The organism is Bacillus marasmi, assembly GCF_902168435.1.
Lineage (GTDB): Bacteria > Bacillota > Bacilli > Bacillales > Cytobacillaceae > Bacillus_BU > Bacillus_BU marasmi.
This window is the reverse complement of sequence record NZ_LR656167.1, coordinates 38280-54550: the sequence shown is the minus strand read 5'-3', so window position 1 is coordinate 54550 and position 16271 is coordinate 38280. Positions and strand designations below refer to the sequence as shown.

Here is a 16271-nt window from a genome sequence, read left to right as displayed (position 1 = left end):
CAGTTTTGTTCCCTCCCTTCACTAATCTTGCTTTAACCATTTCACTAATAAACGCTCAGCATCCTCGATTATTTGGTTCTTTTCATTTTGAGAAAGATGTAATTCTAAATTCCTTACAGCACTTTGCTGATAAAATGGTGACATTTTTTCATCCCAATTGTCATATGTATCAACGGCTTGAAATAATTCTTTAAAAAAATCAGCTTCATTCATTAATGAATTACGTGCATACTCTACTTTCCTTTCAAAAACTAATTCAATCGGCCATACAAATGAATATTCATCGTCTTTTTCCTCGTCCTGCAAAGATTCTAATAATTCCCCTGACTCTAGATATTGAATTTGGTTGTCAAGTAGACTAACCCCAATAAGCTTCAGTGAAACTAGTATCCCAATTCTGTCTTTCCTAATCCTGTTCATCTCTTCGCGACAGAGCTGATAAAGGTCAGCAATTGATTCCACTTGTGAGACATCAATCTCAATTTCATCCCATATAATGTCACTTAATGAAATAAAATTTAGTTGTTTTTCTGTATCAGTCAAAGTGGCTAAATAACAGCCCTTTTGACCTACCTCTTTACGATGGCGCCCTTGGATATTGCCTGGATAAATAATCGGAGGCTCATGCGAAAGCTCGGCACGTTTATGGATATGACCTAAAGCCCAATAATCGAATTGCTTTTCGAGCAGGTCGGTTAATTGAAATGGGGCATATTTTCCATGATCACTGCTTCCTTCATAGTGTCCATGCAAAATACCAATATGAAAATCTGCTAATCCTGTTTTTTGATATTCAACAATTCTTCTTTCATGTACATGTCGATGCGGATAGCTAAAGCCATACAATGAGACAGTTGTAGCATTCTCACATTGAATGGTCTTAACCTCAACAGTTGCCGGAAAAACAAAGGCGTTTTCTGGCAATGACATTCTCGCCCATTTGCCATCTAAATGATCGTGGTTACCATAAATAATAAAAACAGGAATTTGGTGGAGTGCAAGTCTGTCAATCTGGTTGCGGAAGCGAGATTGCGCACGAATACTACGGTTTTCACCATCAAATATATCACCTGCTAATATAACAAAATCAACCTGATGTTGTATTGCAGCATCAATCAGTTTTTGGAAGGCTGTAAAGCTACTTTCCTGAAGTCTTTTAAATATGGGTTCTGGTAAGTGCCTTAATCCAACCATCGGACTATCTAGATGGAGGTCAGCACCATGGATAAACGTAATTTTCTTCATATTATCCTCCGAGTTCTAATATCACTCTTTCTTTTCTTCATTTTAACACCCAGAAAAACAGAATGCACGTTCGATAATATAATTGTTGATTTCTTCTATGCATTTCCACTCCAATAAATAAAAAACCCGCTGCCAATTTAGAATCGACAGCGAGTTTACTTTGGTATATTTTATTTTTTCGTTAATTGTAATGCTTTCTTAATATCCTTGAAAGAACTTGATTTACCGTACATTAACACGCCGCCACGGTACACTCTTGCGCCAAATACAGCTAACACTACAATGGTTAACACTAGTATTCCAATTGAGATGGCAGCTTCCCAAACAGGGATATTCAACATACCAACACGTAAAAACATCAGCATCGGTGCGAAAAACGGAATAAACGATGTTACTTTAATAAACGTAGCCTCAGGCTGAGTTAAGCCAAACATCGCCATCATAAAACCTGCCACCACTAGCATGGTCATTGGAGTGATCATCTGTTGGACATCTTCAATTCTGCTAACCAACGAGCCTAAAAACGCTGCTAAGGTTGCATATAGGAAATAGCCTAAAATAAAGAAAATTACTCCATATACAATAGTCGCAATTGGAACATCCCCAAATCCCAAGAAGTCAAACTGTGCTCCCTGCAATTGGTCAAGATTTTTGTTAATTGAAAAATAACCAACCACAATCATCAAGAATAGCTGTGTCAAGCTCAGAAGACCGACACCTAATATTTTCGCAAACATTTGCTTGATTGGAGAGACACTAGAAATAAGAATTTCCATGACACGCGAAGATTTCTCGGTCGCTACCTCCATCGCAATCATATTAGCATACATAATCACTGCAAAATAAATAATGAAAAGCAATACATAAACCAATCCTCTTGCCTGATTTAGCTCCTTTTCTGTTTTCGCATTTTCCTCTAAAGCAATCTGTTCAAAGGAAACAGGTTCATATAGCTTCCCTAACTGCTCAGGGGTTAAATTAATTTGCGACGCAGCGATTGATACTTTCATTTGTTGAACATAACTTTGAAGCTCAGTTGAGGTCTGAGAATCTGTGATACTCATAGCTTTGTAGGTTGCCTCAGGCAGCTTCTCATTGTTTAGCTTCATTTGGAGCAAGCCTTTATATTCACCGTTTTCAACTGCTTTTTCCGCATCTGCTATACTTCCATCAAATTCAATAATTTTCAATTCGCTATTTACCGCTTTTACTTGCTGCTTTAACGGTTCAAATAGTTGCCCACCTGTTTCATCAACGATAGCAATTTTTTCTTCGTCGTTTTTATTAAAGTATTCAATAATGTTTGGCAAATTAGTCAAAGCAACGATTATCGCCACTGTTATCAGTGATGTCACAAGAAACGATTTCGTCTTTAGCTTTGTTAAATAAGTATGCATGAGGATAATAAAGAAATTATTCAAAGGAAGCACCTACTTTCTCAATAAATATATCGTTTAGAGAAGGTTCTTCCAGTTCAAATTTCCGAATAAAACCTTTACCGACTATATCCTTAAGAACTCGGTCTGCAATCATTTCCCCTTCTACCTGGAGTCTTACACCCTCGGCTGTTGGCGTGAACTTTGTGACCCCAAGAGTAGTGGCTAAAAAGTCCAAATCTGCATCTGCATGAATGATGATGTTTTTCTTTCCGAAAGATCGTTTGATTTCAGTAAGATTGCCATGAACTACAGGTTTCCCACGCTGCAAAATACAGAGATTTTCGCACATTTCCTCGACATGCTCCATTCGATGGCTAGAGAAAACTATGGTTGTCCCTTCATCACGCAATTTAAGCACAGCTGCCTTTAAAAGCTCAACATTTACCGGGTCAAGGCCACTGAACGGTTCATCCAATATTAATAGTTTTGGTTTATGTAAAACAGCTGCAATAAACTGTATCTTTTGTTGATTACCCTTTGACAGCTCTTCCACTTTCTTTTCGGCATAATCAGGAATTTTGAAGCGCTCTAGCCAACTTGTAAGCCCTCTGCTCGCTTCCTGCTTATCCATTCCTTTTAATCTTGCTAAATATACCAACTGATCGCGAACCTTAAGCTTCGGATACAAGCCTCTTTCCTCAGGCAAGTAGCCTATCATACTGCTTGTAGAATAATTAATTTGATGATTACCCCAATTGATTACACCATCATTAGGATCAAGTAGCCCTAAAATCATTCTGAAGGTAGTCGTTTTTCCAGCTCCGTTTGCGCCTAGGAAGCCGAACATTTCTCCTGCTGGAATCGTTAAGGATAAATCATCAACCGCTGTAAAATCACCAAATCGCTTTGTTACATTCTTTAATTGTAGATCCACACTTTCTCCCTCCTTAATACTTCAATTATACGAAATAGTTTGTGAAAAAGATTCATTTTTATTTTTACTATTTGCCAAATATTCAGAAATGTGTAAAAATATAAAAAAGACTGGTTATTACTACCGTAAAAGGAGTGCAATTTATGGGTGTTTACAAATTAACAGCATTTGAACCAAATGGTCATAAACTAATCGACGAAGCTTTTCAAGCAAATAACGATGCCGAAGCAAAAATTCAAGGTGAACAACTTCTCAAGGAAAAAAATCTTTTAGACAAAACACATCGCTGTACTTCACCACAAGGGAAGTTACTATTATTTCATCCTTAGTATAGGATTACAAAAGCGTTTCCTATCCAAAACTAAACACAAAAAAAGCAAAGAGCTCCAGTTAAGCCCTTTGCTTTTTGACTATTTTCCAGTGAATTTTGGTTGGCGCTTTTCAAGGAAAGCTCGAATGCCTTCTTTATGGTCTTCCGTATCCCACATTTTCACTTGGGCAATTTTTTCTAGTTCTAAAACTTTTAATAATTGTGGACGATTAATTTCAGCAAAGATTTTTTTCGATTTGATCATGGCTTGTAATGGTTGACCCAACCATTCATCAACTTTATTTTGCAGTGCAGTAGATAATTCACCATCAACAATTTCATTTATCAAACCAAGCTCAAGAGCTTCGTCTGCAGACATTGTTTCTCCCTTCCAAACAATCTGCTTCGCTTTCGCTTCACCTACAAGTTTTTCAAGGAAGAAATGCGCTCCCCCATCTGGAATTAGGCCAAGCTTAATGAAGTTCATTGCGATTTTGCTTGAACTTTCAGCGAGACAATAATCTGTAGCAAGTGCTAAACTCATTCCAAGACCTGCTGCAGCCCCTTTAATTGCTGATATTGTTACTTTCGGCAAGCAATAAAGTGTAATCACAAGCTCACCGATAATTTCCATTACTTGTGTTAAATCGCTATCTGTAATACCATTCAGCATCGTTTTAATATCTCCACCTGCTGAAAAAACATTACCTGCTCCAGTTAATATCACAATATCGATATCGTCAGAAATGCTAATTTCTTTCAGTTTACAGGCTAGTGTTTTCAAAATATCTTTATTTAAGGCGTTTAATGCCTCAGGTCGGTTCAGTTCAATCGTGGCGACTCGACCATCGATTTTCACATTGACCATTTCTGCTATAATATTTTCCCCCATGGATTTCTCCTCCTTTGTTCTCCACTAACATTATAAAGGGAAAAGTTATAATTGATAAGAATTTTTCTAAAAAGTTTTACTATTTAATTATTTTAAAAAAACAGAACCTTCTATTAAAAGGTTCTGTTTTTACGAAAAAGCTCAGTTAAAATGTTTAGTTTTTTGTCTGTGTATTCCTTATAGCCTTCATTATATGATTTAGGGTCCTTAGGATTGGCAAAATGAGAAATTTTCCCGCTGATTGGATGAATAAACTTACTTGCGGCCCCACACCCTATTCCAATAATGGTTTGCATTTCTTCCATAATCATAATGTTATAAATGCTTTCTTTTCCAGGGACGGAATATCCAACGTTTTCAAGGTTGCCCAGAATGTTTTTCTGACGATAAAGATAATACGGTTCATATCCATTGGTTGTTGTCCATTGCTGAGCAAGATTCATCATTTCCTCTACCTCATCACGTTCAGCAACCTTGTATTTTTGCTTATTTTTAGTCATTTCTGATGCTCGTTTAAATGACAAAGTATGAACCGTTAGCGATTCCGGCATTAATTTTTTTGTTTCTTCCAAGGAATTAGCAAATTCATCAAGACCTTCACCAGGGAGGCCGATGATTAAATCCATATTGATATTAGACATTCCCATATCTCTGGCAAGCTTAAACTTATTGATTGTTTCATCAACAGTATGGTGTCGACCTATTGCTTTGAGCGTTTCCTGAGTATAGGATTGAGGGTTAATGCTTATACGATCAATCTTCCACTTCTTCAAAATGTCTATTTTTTCCGGAGTTATCGTATCTGGACGTCCTGCTTCCACGGTAATTTCCCGAATCTTATCTATATCAGAGAAAGAACGGTGCATTTCCTCGTATAACAAATCCATTTCCTGAGCACTTATGCTCGTTGGTGTTCCGCCACCAAAGTAGATAGTTGTAATTTTTACATTATTCTCTTTAAGCCATTGACCCACTTTTTGAATTTCATAATGAAGTCCACCTAAGAAGGAGTGAACGGAACCTTGACGGCCATTAATTGCATAAGCTGGGAAGGTGCAATAAGCACACTTGGTTGGACAAAAAGGAATTCCAATATAGATACTTACTTCATCTCTCAACTCGTATAAATCAGGTACAACAGCAAGCTGACGTTTAACGATTCTTTCCATCAGATTTATTTTTTCATCAGTAATTAAGTGTTCTTCCTTCAGTTGTTGGTGAGCTATCTCCATTTTGATACCATCTATGTTTTTACGATGGATTAGCTTTGTTGGCCGAACACCCGTTAATATTCCCCATTTTTGTACAATCCCCGTGTACTCCTGAAGTACAGTTAACATGACTCTAGAAACTGCTTGTTTGATCTGCCGTAGCTGTTCCTTATCATCTCCTTGAACTCGCTTTGCCGTATATGAGCTCGAATAATTTCTCCCAATTTCACTTGTCATTACGACTTCTACGTTAAGGAGCTCTTGTATCTCAATTTGAAAAGCAAGCGTAAGTGTTTGGTTGGGATTAGCTTGAAAGCACAGCTCCGCTTCCTCGAAAAATAAATTCGCTATTAATTGAATCGGGCGATGAAGTCTTTCATCATTCACACCCTGAATATATAATTTCAATGAAATCACCTTTCAATGTAAACTAATTAATAGTGTACTAAACAAAAAACAGAGCGGTCAAATATAAATATAAAAAAAGGCTTCCCTCGACCAAAAGTGGTTTTCGGAAAGCCTAGTGTCTATTTTATGATGTTCATCTTACGTAAAAATGAAATCGGATGCTGCTTACGGAAATGTTCTTTTATCATATAAGCAACGCCCTGTTCATTTTGTGACCTAGTAATCCAGTCAGCTGCCTGCTTCACAGCCACGGGTGCATTTCCCATTGCCACTCCTAAACCTGCTGCCTCAATCATCGGAATATCATCAATATCTGCACCAATAGCTACCATTTCTTTTCTAGAAATCCCTAGGCACTCCCCTAAGTAAATTAATCCATTTACCTTTGAGGCGCCGGTTGGAACAAACTCCAAACCTAACGGGCCTGCTACAAGTACCTCGATTTCGGCAAACATTTGTGAGATTGCTTCCCTTGCATCTTTGAGATCCTCAGGATGCTCGAATTTAACCTCAATTTTTGGCGGAGCAATTTTTTGTTTAGCAAGTGATTCGCTAATGCTGTCAACAAATTGATGTGCATAAAGGACCGGTTCTCCAGAACTAAAGACCGTTTTTGCCAATAGGTTATGATTAGTTTTGGTTTTATTGATTAACGAAAATCGTTCATGCTGCACGCGAATCTGACAATCAAATCCTTCGAGAAAACGGACTAAATCGTAGGTTACATCCTCCGAAATCCTTTTTACTTGAAGCTGCTTATCAACCGAATTACCAATGTAAGCACCACGATGCGTAACAAGCATCGATGGAATCTTTAAAGCTTTTGCCACTTTACTAGCTGAGGGAAAGCTCCGAGATGTGACGAGGGTAACATAAATACCTTTATCCAAAACGTATCCAATAGCTTCCTTAGTGGAGCGATGGAGTTTTCCGTTTGACTGTAGAAGTGTCCCATCAATATTTAAAGCAAGCAAGCGGTAAATCATTGATTGGCCCCCCTATTCATAGATGTACTCTCTAATTAAGTTGTATGAATAGGCAGAGGCAAATAGAACGTTGGTCAAGCGTTTTTCGAGTGCACTAGCTTATTGGTTCACGCTATATAATTCCTCTAACGGTTTCATAATGACTTGGTTTAATTCAGAAATCACTCTGCCCATAACCTGTTCTGCTTCCATAAGCTGAGCAATTTTCAAGTTCTGTTGAACAAGTGCAACCGTTTGTTGTGCTTGTTCCATTTCTTCTTGACTAATTTCTTCACCCATCATTTGTTTTTGTTGCAAATTTAATTGGAGTTCACGGAAGCCTTCAAACATTTTACGTGCTTCCTCGTCTGCATTTACTGCTTGATACATTGTTTGTAATCGAGCATATTCATCACTTTGACGAATGGCCTTTTCTAATTCATAAGCTGCGTCATACATATTAACTGCCATTTCAATCTCTCCTTTTATCGTTTCCAATCCATTCCACTATATCAAAGTATGAGTTACAATGCGAGAAGTTCTCTAAGCTTGAATGAAACAATCCGTTTGCTTTGTTATAGCCCACATTAATATAATGAAAAAAGGAGGAGATTACTTTGATTAGCCATTTTCAATTTCAACCATTATATGAAAACAGCCAACTGCCAGGCTGGAAATTTTCTTTTTATTTTAAAAAGCAGCATTATACAGGGATTTATCATCAATCTGGAAACATTGAATGGACCACTTCTCATCCTAATGAGGATGATGAAAAAAAGCTTTCTGCACAGATTCATGAGCTTATGTTGTTTCATGTCTACGAAAAATAGCAACTATTAGGAATCAGAAAAGCAAGGACAGGAGATACAAATGGCCGAATTAAAGCTCGAGCATATATACAAAATCTATGATAAAAACGTTTCAGCAGTTACTGATTTCAATCTTCATATTCAGGATAAAGAATTTATTGTATTTGTCGGACCATCAGGATGTGGGAAATCCACCACATTAAAAATGATTGCTGGACTTGAGGAAATCTCAAAAGGAGATTTTTATATTGATGATAAACGGGTTAATGATGTTCCACCAAAAAACCGAGAAATTGCAATGGTATTCCAAAACTACGCCCTTTATCCTCATATGACCGTGTATCAAAATATGTCCTTCGGTCTAAATTTGCGTAAATATCCTAAAGGGGAAATTGAAAAACGGGTAAAGGATACAGCAAGAATCCTAGGCTTGGAGCAATATTTAAATCGAAAGCCAGCGGAATTATCCGGCGGTCAACGTCAGCGGGTTGCGCTTGGGAGAGCAATTGTACGCGATGCAAAGGTTTACTTAATGGATGAGCCGTTATCAAATCTTGATGCACAGCTTCGTGTTCAAATGCGTGCTGAAATTATTAAACTTCATCAACAGCTTCAAACAACAACCATTTATGTTACCCATGATCAAACTGAAGCGATGACAATGGCTACACGACTTGTTGTAATGAAGGATGGTGTCATTCAACAAATTGGTACACCAAGAGATGTTTATGAATACCCTGAGAATGTTTTTGTTGCTGGATTTATCGGTTCTCCTGCGATGAATTTTTTCAAAGGAAGAATTGAGGAGCGCTATTTTATTAGCTGCAATATGAAGCTTGCAATTCCTGAAGAAAAACTCCTTGCACTTCGTAACCAGGACTATCTTAATAAAGAGATCCTCTTCGGAATACGTCCAGAAGACATACATTATGAACCAATCTTTATCGCTGCTCCTCTAAATTGTAAAATTAACGTTACAATTGATGTTGCAGAAATTACTGGAGCAGAGACATTGTTATATGCAAATGTGTCTAACCAAGAACTTGTTGCCCGACTTTTTTCAAAAAACCACTTTAATACAGGGGATAACATCACGCTTTCGTTCGATATGAACAACTCACATTTTTTTGATGCTTCTACTGAAAAAAGAATAGTGTAAATGGTTCGAACAACCTTTTATTAGCTAAATTCATATTTATTTTAAAAAGCAGGCTTCTAAATTGGGCCTGCTTTCTATTCTTGTATGAATACAACCTCATTCCGTCCACAGTTAACGCACGACATTAAATGCGGGCACTGCTGCTTCGATAGCGTATTGGGATAGCCGTCCTCTAGCTTTAAATCGTCTACCTCCATATATGGACTATAATCATCATAAAAATCCATGATCTTTCCGTTGTCTTCCATCTCCACACCACAAGACGGACATTGAAACATCACCTGGTAAAGCCCATTGCAATTTGGACAAATCCCCATATCATGACCTCGCTTATTAAATTCTTATGTATATTGTTTCTCTGTATGTGAGAGCGTATGTATGTAATACTTATTTTACCCTTTCATCAATTCCATAAATTACCGTTTAGTTCATCGAATATTAACTAAAAATAAATCCATAATATGATTACACAGCAAATAAAAAAACTTCTTAAACGGGTTAATCTTAGTGACGCAGATAAATGTCTGCTGTTGGTGCAAATCCAGCTTAACCCAACCATTAAATCCTAAAAAAATGATGAGGAGATGATTTTATGAGTAACCGAAGCAATTCCTCAAATAATTTACTTGTCCCTGGTGCAGAACAAGCGCTTGACCAAATGAAGTATGAAATTGCATCTGAATTTGGGGTTCAATTGGGTGGAGACACTACTTCACGCGCCAATGGATCTGTCGGTGGAGAAATTACGAAGCGTTTAGTTTCAATGGCTCAGCAACAACTTAATGGTGGACAGTTTTAAATCTTGATAACAACAATCGAATAAATATGGCAAAAGCCCCATTCAGCAATGAATGGGGCTTTCATTTGATACAGAATCGAAATCAAGGCATCTTATTTTCGATTCAAAAAAGACTGCCTGAATTAACAAACAGCTTAGGATGGTTTTTTAATAAGTGCAGTTCCAATAAAATAACAAAGTACCATGATACTAGCGATTGCAAGTGTAATTGAATATTCCTCCACTTTAAGCCCCCCCAACCTTTACTGACAAAATAACAATTTAAATATATCATAAAGATATAAATATCACAGAGGGTATTTTCTAAAAATTATGACATGGATGTGAACATTTTGTGAACATAACAATGTTAGGAGCAACCGGGCGCGTCGGCTCTATATTTATCGCTAAAACAATTGAAGATGGACATACAGTAAAAGCGCTGGTTCGCTATAGTAACAAAACTTTACACGATGCAAATAGTGTTAAATCAATTATAGGAGACGCGCTAAATCCAGGGGATATTGACCAAGTTATGACGGACTCTAATATGGTATTTTGCGCATTAAGTAGTGCTGGAAATTCAACATTATCAAAGTGCATGCCCATCATTATTGAGTCGATGAAAAAGCACCATATTAAGCGAATTGTTACAATTGGAACTGCCGGTATTCTGCAAGCTCGTTACGAACACGATTTATTTCGTTTTCAATCTAGTGAGTCTCGCAATCGCTCGACAAAGGCTACCGAAGATCATCTCAAAGCATATTTATTATTGAAGGAATCAGGTCTTGATTGGACAGTCGTTTGCCCAACCTATTTGCCTGATGGTGAATGTGTGGGGAGTTATCGGTTTGAAAAAGATTATCTTCCGGAAAATGGTCGCTCTATTTCGACCTGTGATACAGCTGAGTTTGCTTATAGACAATTATTTTCGGATGAATTTTTGCATTGTCGAGTCGGGTTAGCCTACTAATGCAGGAATGACCTTTTGGTCATTTTATATGTGACCTTTTTATCGACTCGCCTTGTGTTTGGGCACGTAGACTTGTTTTACGTGACCTTTTGGAGGGGTTCATCTCGTTTTTGGGCACGTAGAAACTCTTTACGTGACCTTTTGGATGCTTTCCCATCGCTTTTGGGCACGTAGAAACTCTTTACGTGACCTTTTGGATGCTTTCCCATCGCTTTAGGGCACGTAGAAACTCTTTTTTTGGGCACGTAGAAACTCTTTACGTGACCTTTTGGATGCTTTCCCATCGCTTTTGGGCACGTAGAAACTCTTTACGTGACCTTTTGGATGCTTTCCCATCGCTTTAGGGCACGTAGAAACTCTTTACGTGACCTTTTAGATGCTTTCCCATCGCTTTTGGGCACGTAGAAACTCTTTACGTGACCTTTTGGATACTTTCCCATCGCTTTTTGGCACGTAGAAACTCTTTACGTGACCTTTTGGATGCTTTCCCATCGCTTTTGGGCACGTAGAAACCCTTTACGTGACCTTTTGGATGCTTTCCCATCGCTTTTGGGCACGTAGAAACTCTTTACGTGACCTTTTGGATGCTTTCCCATCGCTTTTGGGCACGTAGAAACTCTTTACGTGACCTTTTGGATGGGTTCACAACGCGTTTGGGCACATACATCAAATATAATATATTTGACCGTGTACCCTTTAAATATTTTGAGAATCCCCTCGCACAAACCTAAAAAGAAAAATCCAATCCTCAATATTGAAGATTGGATTAATTTCATTAGTTAGTTTTTATTTTTAACCGAATTCAAATCATGAAAACATTCCATTGCAGCTTGCTCATCAAAGCTGCTGTAAATACGGTAATAATCGCTGTCAAGAATACGATAATGGGAACTGAGCATATTCTGCTGCAAGATATACCCATCCCGTCGAGCAATTTCTCGCCACCAAATTTTCCCGCCGAGCGTTTTTTGCTTTCGAAAATCAATACCGTCACGGGCGATAGTTTCTAATACCTCCAGTGCGTCACTTCCCAACAATGAGCGGATACTAACGGTTTCACGGAAAAGTGCACAAACAGTTACTACTGTTGACCAACCTGCTTTTGCTCTACCCTTTTCGATTTGAACAAGTGTCTTCTTAGATAAACCGATAATTTCCGCCATTCTATCCTGAGAATAACCTGCTTCAGTCCGTATATCCCTCATTTTTTCAGAGACAATTCCAATCAATTCTTCCTTTGTCACAGCAAAGTCATCCTTTACCACTCTTTTGGTGTAATTTTACACCAACTCAATCTTATAATAAAGTAAAACGCTGCATCCACATCAAATTTCCTTATTTTTCATAACCGAGGTTTGACAATTAGATTGGCTGGAACAAGTTTTCTGTATATCGCAGGCTGCACATTTCCCTTGCTTTGATTTATTAATAAATCGAACCAGTGCCCAGGCAGCGTAGCCAAAAATTGCTCCACCTATTAGAAAGTTAACAAGCATCTGAATTCTCCCCTAACGAAAAAAGATAAGCGCCGAAAACGACGCTTGAAAATTTAAAAACCTAGCAATTTTCCACCTTGGTAAATCACTAAACAAACGATATAAGCAATTACTAGAGCGTAGACAATGGAAAAGGCTGTCCACTTTTTGGAACCTGTTTCCTTATAGATCGTTGCCGTTGTGGCAAGACAAGGAATATAAAGTAAAATAAACGCCATAAAGCTGTATGCTGCAAGCGGTGTATAATATGTTGCCAATAATCCTTGAAGTCCTGCCTCATCCGGAACAAAATAAATGATATTCATCGTCGAAATAATCGCTTCTTTTGCTAAAAATCCAGTGATGAGAGATGCACTTGCCTGCCAAGTTCCAAATCCAATCGGTTCAAATATTGGAGCAAGAATACCTCCGATTGCGGCAAGGAAGCTATCATCCATTGCTACATCAGTGCCACCTGGGCCAAGATATGCTAACAACCAAATTAACACTGATCCAGCAAATATAAACGTACCTGCTTTTTTAATAAAGCCTTTACCTTTTTCCCATGTGCTTCTCCATAATGCCTGTACTTGAGGGCGACGGTAAGGTGGCAGTTCAATAACAAACAGCGATGTTTCACCTTTTAAGATTGTTTTTGAAAAAAGTGTCGCTAATAGTAAGGAAATCACGATTCCTAAAACATATAAGGACAGAACTACGACCGCTTTGTGACCAACGAAAAATGCTCCAACAAATAATGCATAAACCGGTAAGCGGGCTGAACAGGACATTAATGGTGTTAACAATATTGTCATCAGACGTTCCTTCGGTGTTTCAATTGTTCTTGCTGCCATAATTCCTGGCACATTACAGCCAAAGCCAATCATCATCGGAATGAATGCTTTCCCATTTAAGCCAACCATTTCCATCAAGCGATCCATTACTAGGGCAACCCGAGCCATGTAGCCTGAATCCTCTAAAATGGAGATAAATAAGAACAAGATAAAAATTTGGGGCACAAATACTAAAACCCCACCAACACCTGCAACAATTCCGTCTAATACAAGCGCTTGAATAAAGGTTGAGGCACCAACCGCTGTTAATAGCGCGTCAATTCCTGAAGTGATTGGTCCGGATATTATCGCATCCAACGCATCTGATAACGGAAAACCTAACCAATCAAAGGTAAGCATGAATAATAAATACATAACAATAAGAAATAGTGGAATGCCCAAAAATTTATTCGTAACAATTTTATCAACTCGCTCACTGAGCGGAATAATCACCTTTTCTTCCCGTTTCGTTGACATCTTTACGATATTTTCAATCGCCAATCGTCTTTGACGATAAATATAGTGCTCGAGCGTCTCGTCCTTAAGCAATTTCTGTGCTTTAGTCAAAAATTCATCAACAGTACCTTGTCCAATAGTTTCATATAAATACTTTTTCACATAAGTATTACCTTCGAGCAACTGCAGAGCTAACCATCTTGGCGAATGGCTTGTCTTTGTTTCAATCGTCGAAACAAATTCTCCAATCAGATTTTCGAAGGATTTCCCATAGTTTACGATATTCATATTTATTTCATTATGCTCTAGATCGGTAATAATTTGCGCTAATTGGTTGCAACCTTCACCGTTTCTTGCGATTACCGGCACAACGGGAACGCCTAATAACCGAGACAAAGCGGTTGAATCTACCTGAATACCCCGGTTTTTAGCCACATCACCCATATTTAATCCAATAACAACAGGTTTGCCATATTCAAGAATTTGAATAGTTAAGTGTAAATTGCGTTCTAACTGAGAAGCATCCAAAATATTTAGGAATTTATCCGTTTCACCTGTAAGCATGAAGTCTGTTACGACTCCCTCATCCCGAGAAAGCGGACTCAAAGTATAGATTCCAGGTAAATCTATTAATGTAGCGAGATTATTTTTAAACTGTCCAACCTTTTTTTCGACAGTTACACCGCTCCAGTTCCCAACATACTCGTATGAGCCAGTCAAATTATTAAACAGTGATGTTTTGCCGGTATTTGGGTTTCCCAACAGTGCAATATCCATTTATACGACCCTCTCCACTTTTATTTGACAGGCTTCTTTCCTGCGAATACCAACACATTGACCGCAAGATTCAACCATTACGGGTCCACCAAATGGCATAATGCATTTGATACATATTTCCGATCCGTTTGTAATACCAAGATCCATTAAGCGGCGTCTAACTAAACGGTCCGCACCAGCAAGATCCATTATTTTTCCCTTTTCTCCTGCCTTCAAGTGCCCTAGCATATAATCACCTCATATATATATGAAAAAAGAAAGTTTATTAAATATTGATAACTGTTCTCATTATAACGCAAAAAAAAATCAATGAGAATGATAATCTTCACTATTTCACATAAATACAAAGCAAAGTTCACCTATTTTTCATACTTACTCTGATATTATATATATAATCAATATCGGGATAATTATTTAAATTTTTTAAAAAATTCAAAGGATTTTGTCTTTTTAAATCGAATACATCTTTAATATGGATTTATGAAGGAAGAATGGTGAGAGGTATAAAATGATTGCTACTCCAAAAAATAGACTCCTTGATTTTTTAATAGATCAAAAAAATAACATATTTGCAGATTGGGAAAAAAGACTGCATGCCTCAGCTGAGGATCCATTTAAGGAAAAAGTCAGACAGAATCGAGAATTAATTTACAATACAATTATGAAAATGTTAACGATGTCTGGTGAAGAATTGGATACTTATATGCGAGTGATTGCTATAAATGTTGGCAAAGAGCGGGTTCAAGCTAACAGCAATATTGGCGATTTTGTATTTAATGTCAATGTGGGCCGTTCCGTTTTATTTCAATATTTAATGACTCTTAAAATAGAATGGTCAGTCCTTTCAAATCTCATGAATGAAATAAATAACTTCTTTGATAAATTCACTTATTACGCAGTATCCTACTACACTGAAGCCAAGGATAGGATTATTGAAGAAAAAAATCGTTTTATAGACTCAACTCATCAAGACCGCCTTACCTTGCTTGGCCAAATGACGTCTAGTTTTGTTCATGAATTTAGGAATCCTCTTACATCGATACAAGGCTTTATTCAGCTGTTAAAGGCTGAAAATGAAGAGATGAAATATTTAGATATTATTTCTAATGAACTTGAACAGCTCAATTTTCGTATTTCTCAATTTCTGCTACTTTCCAAAAAAGAAGTTATCGGAAAGGAAAAGGTCCTATTTTCTTTAAATGAACTCGTTGAGGAAGTATTATCCTTCCTGTACCCTAGTATATTGGATAGTAAGGTAAAGGTCCTTAACAATCTAAATTTAGCAGGAGAACTTGACCTATATGGCTATGCAGATGAAATCCGTCAAGTATTTATCAATATTATATTTAACGCCCTTGATGTATTAAGTCAGTATCGTGACGATCCCACCATCCAAATTAAATGCTATCGAATTGAAAATAATTTTGTAAAAATTCTTGTATCTAATAATGGTCCGATGATTCCGGAACAACAATTAAATACGATTTTCGAACCGTTTGTTACGACTAAGAAACTTGGTACTGGGCTAGGTCTGTTTGTTTGCCGTGAAATTATCGAAAAACACAAAGGTACGCTCACGTGTCAGTCCATTCCTGAACAAACAAACTTTATCATTACCATGCCAATTGCTGGTCCAAAAAAAAATGAATCAAATAATTCATAAC

Annotated in this window: 18 protein-coding genes; 6 read left to right on the top strand and 12 right to left on the bottom strand. The window is 37.5% G+C overall.

Annotated features, from left to right (window positions below):
- Nucleotides 1-21: 21 nt before the first annotated feature.
- From FXW34_RS06220 to FXW34_RS06210, 3 genes are all read right to left on the bottom strand, one after another.
- Entirely contained in the window at nucleotides 22-1245 is a 1224-nt protein-coding gene (locus FXW34_RS06220) for a metallophosphoesterase family protein (RefSeq protein WP_147533110.1), read from the bottom strand.
- Nucleotides 1246-1415: 170 nt separating this feature from the next.
- Nucleotides 1416-2666 carry an ABC transporter permease gene (locus FXW34_RS06215; RefSeq protein ID WP_147533109.1) on the bottom strand — a complete coding sequence of 417 codons (1251 nt, stop codon included), beginning with the start codon at nucleotides 2664-2666 and terminating at the stop codon, nucleotides 1416-1418.
- Nucleotides 2659-3558, bottom strand: coding sequence for an ABC transporter ATP-binding protein (locus FXW34_RS06210; RefSeq protein ID WP_147533108.1), 900 nt, complete (start codon nucleotides 3556-3558; stop codon nucleotides 2659-2661). Before FXW34_RS06210 ends, FXW34_RS06215 begins: the two co-directional genes overlap by 8 nt.
- A 143-nt stretch (nucleotides 3559-3701) precedes the next feature.
- Between FXW34_RS06210 and FXW34_RS06205 the strand changes: the two genes are divergently transcribed.
- Nucleotides 3702-3887 (top strand): YhzD family protein, encoded by a 186-nt coding sequence (locus FXW34_RS06205; protein ID WP_147533107.1) that lies wholly within the window; start codon nucleotides 3702-3704, stop codon nucleotides 3885-3887.
- Nucleotides 3888-3968: 81 nt separating this feature from the next.
- On the opposite strand, the gene FXW34_RS06200 is transcribed toward FXW34_RS06205, so the two are convergent.
- The 4 genes from FXW34_RS06200 to FXW34_RS06185 form a co-directional block, all read right to left on the bottom strand.
- Nucleotides 3969-4760: an enoyl-CoA hydratase gene (locus tag FXW34_RS06200; protein WP_147533106.1), complete on the bottom strand. Its 792-nt coding sequence runs from the start codon at nucleotides 4758-4760 to the stop codon at nucleotides 3969-3971.
- 113 nt (nucleotides 4761-4873) lie between these two features.
- A complete protein-coding gene (locus tag FXW34_RS06195) occupies nucleotides 4874-6379 on the bottom strand; it encodes a coproporphyrinogen III oxidase (RefSeq protein ID WP_147533105.1) in 1506 nt (501 codons plus the stop codon).
- 119 nt (nucleotides 6380-6498) lie between these two features.
- On the bottom strand, nucleotides 6499-7365 hold the full coding sequence (locus FXW34_RS06190) for a Cof-type HAD-IIB family hydrolase (protein WP_147533104.1): 867 nt from the start codon (nucleotides 7363-7365) through the stop codon (nucleotides 6499-6501).
- Nucleotides 7366-7464: 99 nt separating this feature from the next.
- Entirely contained in the window at nucleotides 7465-7815 is a 351-nt protein-coding gene (locus FXW34_RS06185; protein ID WP_147533103.1) for a YlbF/YmcA family competence regulator, read from the bottom strand.
- Between the two features lie 146 nt (nucleotides 7816-7961).
- Between FXW34_RS06185 and FXW34_RS06180 the strand changes: the two genes are divergently transcribed.
- Together FXW34_RS06180 and FXW34_RS06175 are read left to right on the top strand one after the other, a co-directional pair.
- On the top strand, nucleotides 7962-8174 hold the full coding sequence (locus tag FXW34_RS06180) for a YheE family protein (RefSeq protein ID WP_147533102.1): 213 nt from the start codon (nucleotides 7962-7964) through the stop codon (nucleotides 8172-8174).
- A gap of 40 nt (nucleotides 8175-8214) precedes the next feature.
- On the top strand, nucleotides 8215-9312 hold the full coding sequence (locus FXW34_RS06175; RefSeq protein WP_147533101.1) for an ABC transporter ATP-binding protein: 1098 nt from the start codon (nucleotides 8215-8217) through the stop codon (nucleotides 9310-9312).
- A gap of 74 nt (nucleotides 9313-9386) precedes the next feature.
- On the opposite strand, the gene FXW34_RS06170 is transcribed toward FXW34_RS06175, so the two are convergent.
- Nucleotides 9387-9629: a hypothetical protein gene (locus FXW34_RS06170; RefSeq protein WP_147533100.1), complete on the bottom strand. Its 243-nt coding sequence runs from the start codon at nucleotides 9627-9629 to the stop codon at nucleotides 9387-9389.
- 275 nt (nucleotides 9630-9904) lie between these two features.
- Here FXW34_RS06170 and FXW34_RS06165 point away from each other — a divergent pair, with 275 nt between their 5' ends.
- Nucleotides 9905-10111 carry an alpha/beta-type small acid-soluble spore protein gene (locus FXW34_RS06165; RefSeq protein ID WP_147533099.1) on the top strand — a complete coding sequence of 69 codons (207 nt, stop codon included), beginning with the start codon at nucleotides 9905-9907 and terminating at the stop codon, nucleotides 10109-10111.
- 334 nt (nucleotides 10112-10445) lie between these two features.
- Complete coding sequence (locus tag FXW34_RS06160) at nucleotides 10446-11066, top strand: NAD(P)-dependent oxidoreductase (RefSeq protein WP_147533098.1); 621 nt, start codon at nucleotides 10446-10448, stop codon at nucleotides 11064-11066.
- Nucleotides 11067-11845: 779 nt separating this feature from the next.
- Here the strand turns inward: FXW34_RS06160 and FXW34_RS06155 are convergent.
- The 4 genes from FXW34_RS06155 to FXW34_RS06140 form a co-directional block, all read right to left on the bottom strand.
- Nucleotides 11846-12310, bottom strand: coding sequence for a helix-turn-helix domain-containing protein (locus tag FXW34_RS06155; protein WP_147533097.1), 465 nt, complete (start codon nucleotides 12308-12310; stop codon nucleotides 11846-11848).
- 81 nt (nucleotides 12311-12391) lie between these two features.
- Nucleotides 12392-12562, bottom strand: coding sequence for a FeoB-associated Cys-rich membrane protein (locus tag FXW34_RS06150; protein WP_147533096.1), 171 nt, complete (start codon nucleotides 12560-12562; stop codon nucleotides 12392-12394).
- 53 nt (nucleotides 12563-12615) lie between these two features.
- The gene (feoB, locus tag FXW34_RS06145) at nucleotides 12616-14607 is read right to left on the bottom strand and encodes a ferrous iron transport protein B (RefSeq protein ID WP_147533095.1); all 1992 of its coding nucleotides are present in this window, start codon (nucleotides 14605-14607) and stop codon (nucleotides 12616-12618) included.
- Nucleotides 14608-14835, bottom strand: a complete 228-nt coding sequence (locus FXW34_RS06140) for a FeoA family protein (protein WP_147533094.1) — start codon at nucleotides 14833-14835, stop codon at nucleotides 14608-14610.
- 280 nt (nucleotides 14836-15115) lie between these two features.
- Between FXW34_RS06140 and FXW34_RS06135 the strand changes: the two genes are divergently transcribed.
- The gene (locus tag FXW34_RS06135) at nucleotides 15116-16270 is read left to right on the top strand and encodes a sensor histidine kinase (RefSeq protein WP_147533093.1); all 1155 of its coding nucleotides are present in this window, start codon (nucleotides 15116-15118) and stop codon (nucleotides 16268-16270) included.
- The last annotated feature ends 1 nt before the right edge of the window (nucleotide 16271 follow it).

Coding starts and splice junctions, on each gene's coding strand:
- FXW34_RS06185 (WP_147533103.1), bottom strand. CDS start 7,815: ATGGCAGTTAATATGTATGACGCAGCTTATGAATTAGAAAAGGCCATT.
- FXW34_RS06170 (WP_147533100.1), bottom strand. CDS start 9,629: ATGGGGATTTGTCCAAATTGCAATGGGCTTTACCAGGTGATGTTTCAA.
- FXW34_RS06165 (WP_147533099.1), top strand. CDS start 9,905: ATGAGTAACCGAAGCAATTCCTCAAATAATTTACTTGTCCCTGGTGCA.
- FXW34_RS06190 (WP_147533104.1), bottom strand. CDS start 7,365: ATGATTTACCGCTTGCTTGCTTTAAATATTGATGGGACACTTCTACAG.
- FXW34_RS06150 (WP_147533096.1), bottom strand. CDS start 12,562: ATGCTTGTTAACTTTCTAATAGGTGGAGCAATTTTTGGCTACGCTGCC.
- FXW34_RS06175 (WP_147533101.1), top strand. CDS start 8,215: ATGGCCGAATTAAAGCTCGAGCATATATACAAAATCTATGATAAAAAC.
- FXW34_RS06140 (WP_147533094.1), bottom strand. CDS start 14,835: ATGCTAGGGCACTTGAAGGCAGGAGAAAAGGGAAAAATAATGGATCTT.
- FXW34_RS06135 (WP_147533093.1), top strand. CDS start 15,116: ATGATTGCTACTCCAAAAAATAGACTCCTTGATTTTTTAATAGATCAA.
- feoB (WP_147533095.1), bottom strand. CDS start 14,607: ATGGATATTGCACTGTTGGGAAACCCAAATACCGGCAAAACATCACTG.
- FXW34_RS06200 (WP_147533106.1), bottom strand. CDS start 4,760: ATGGGGGAAAATATTATAGCAGAAATGGTCAATGTGAAAATCGATGGT.
- FXW34_RS06220 (WP_147533110.1), bottom strand. CDS start 1,245: ATGAAGAAAATTACGTTTATCCATGGTGCTGACCTCCATCTAGATAGT.
- FXW34_RS06205 (WP_147533107.1), top strand. CDS start 3,702: ATGGGTGTTTACAAATTAACAGCATTTGAACCAAATGGTCATAAACTA.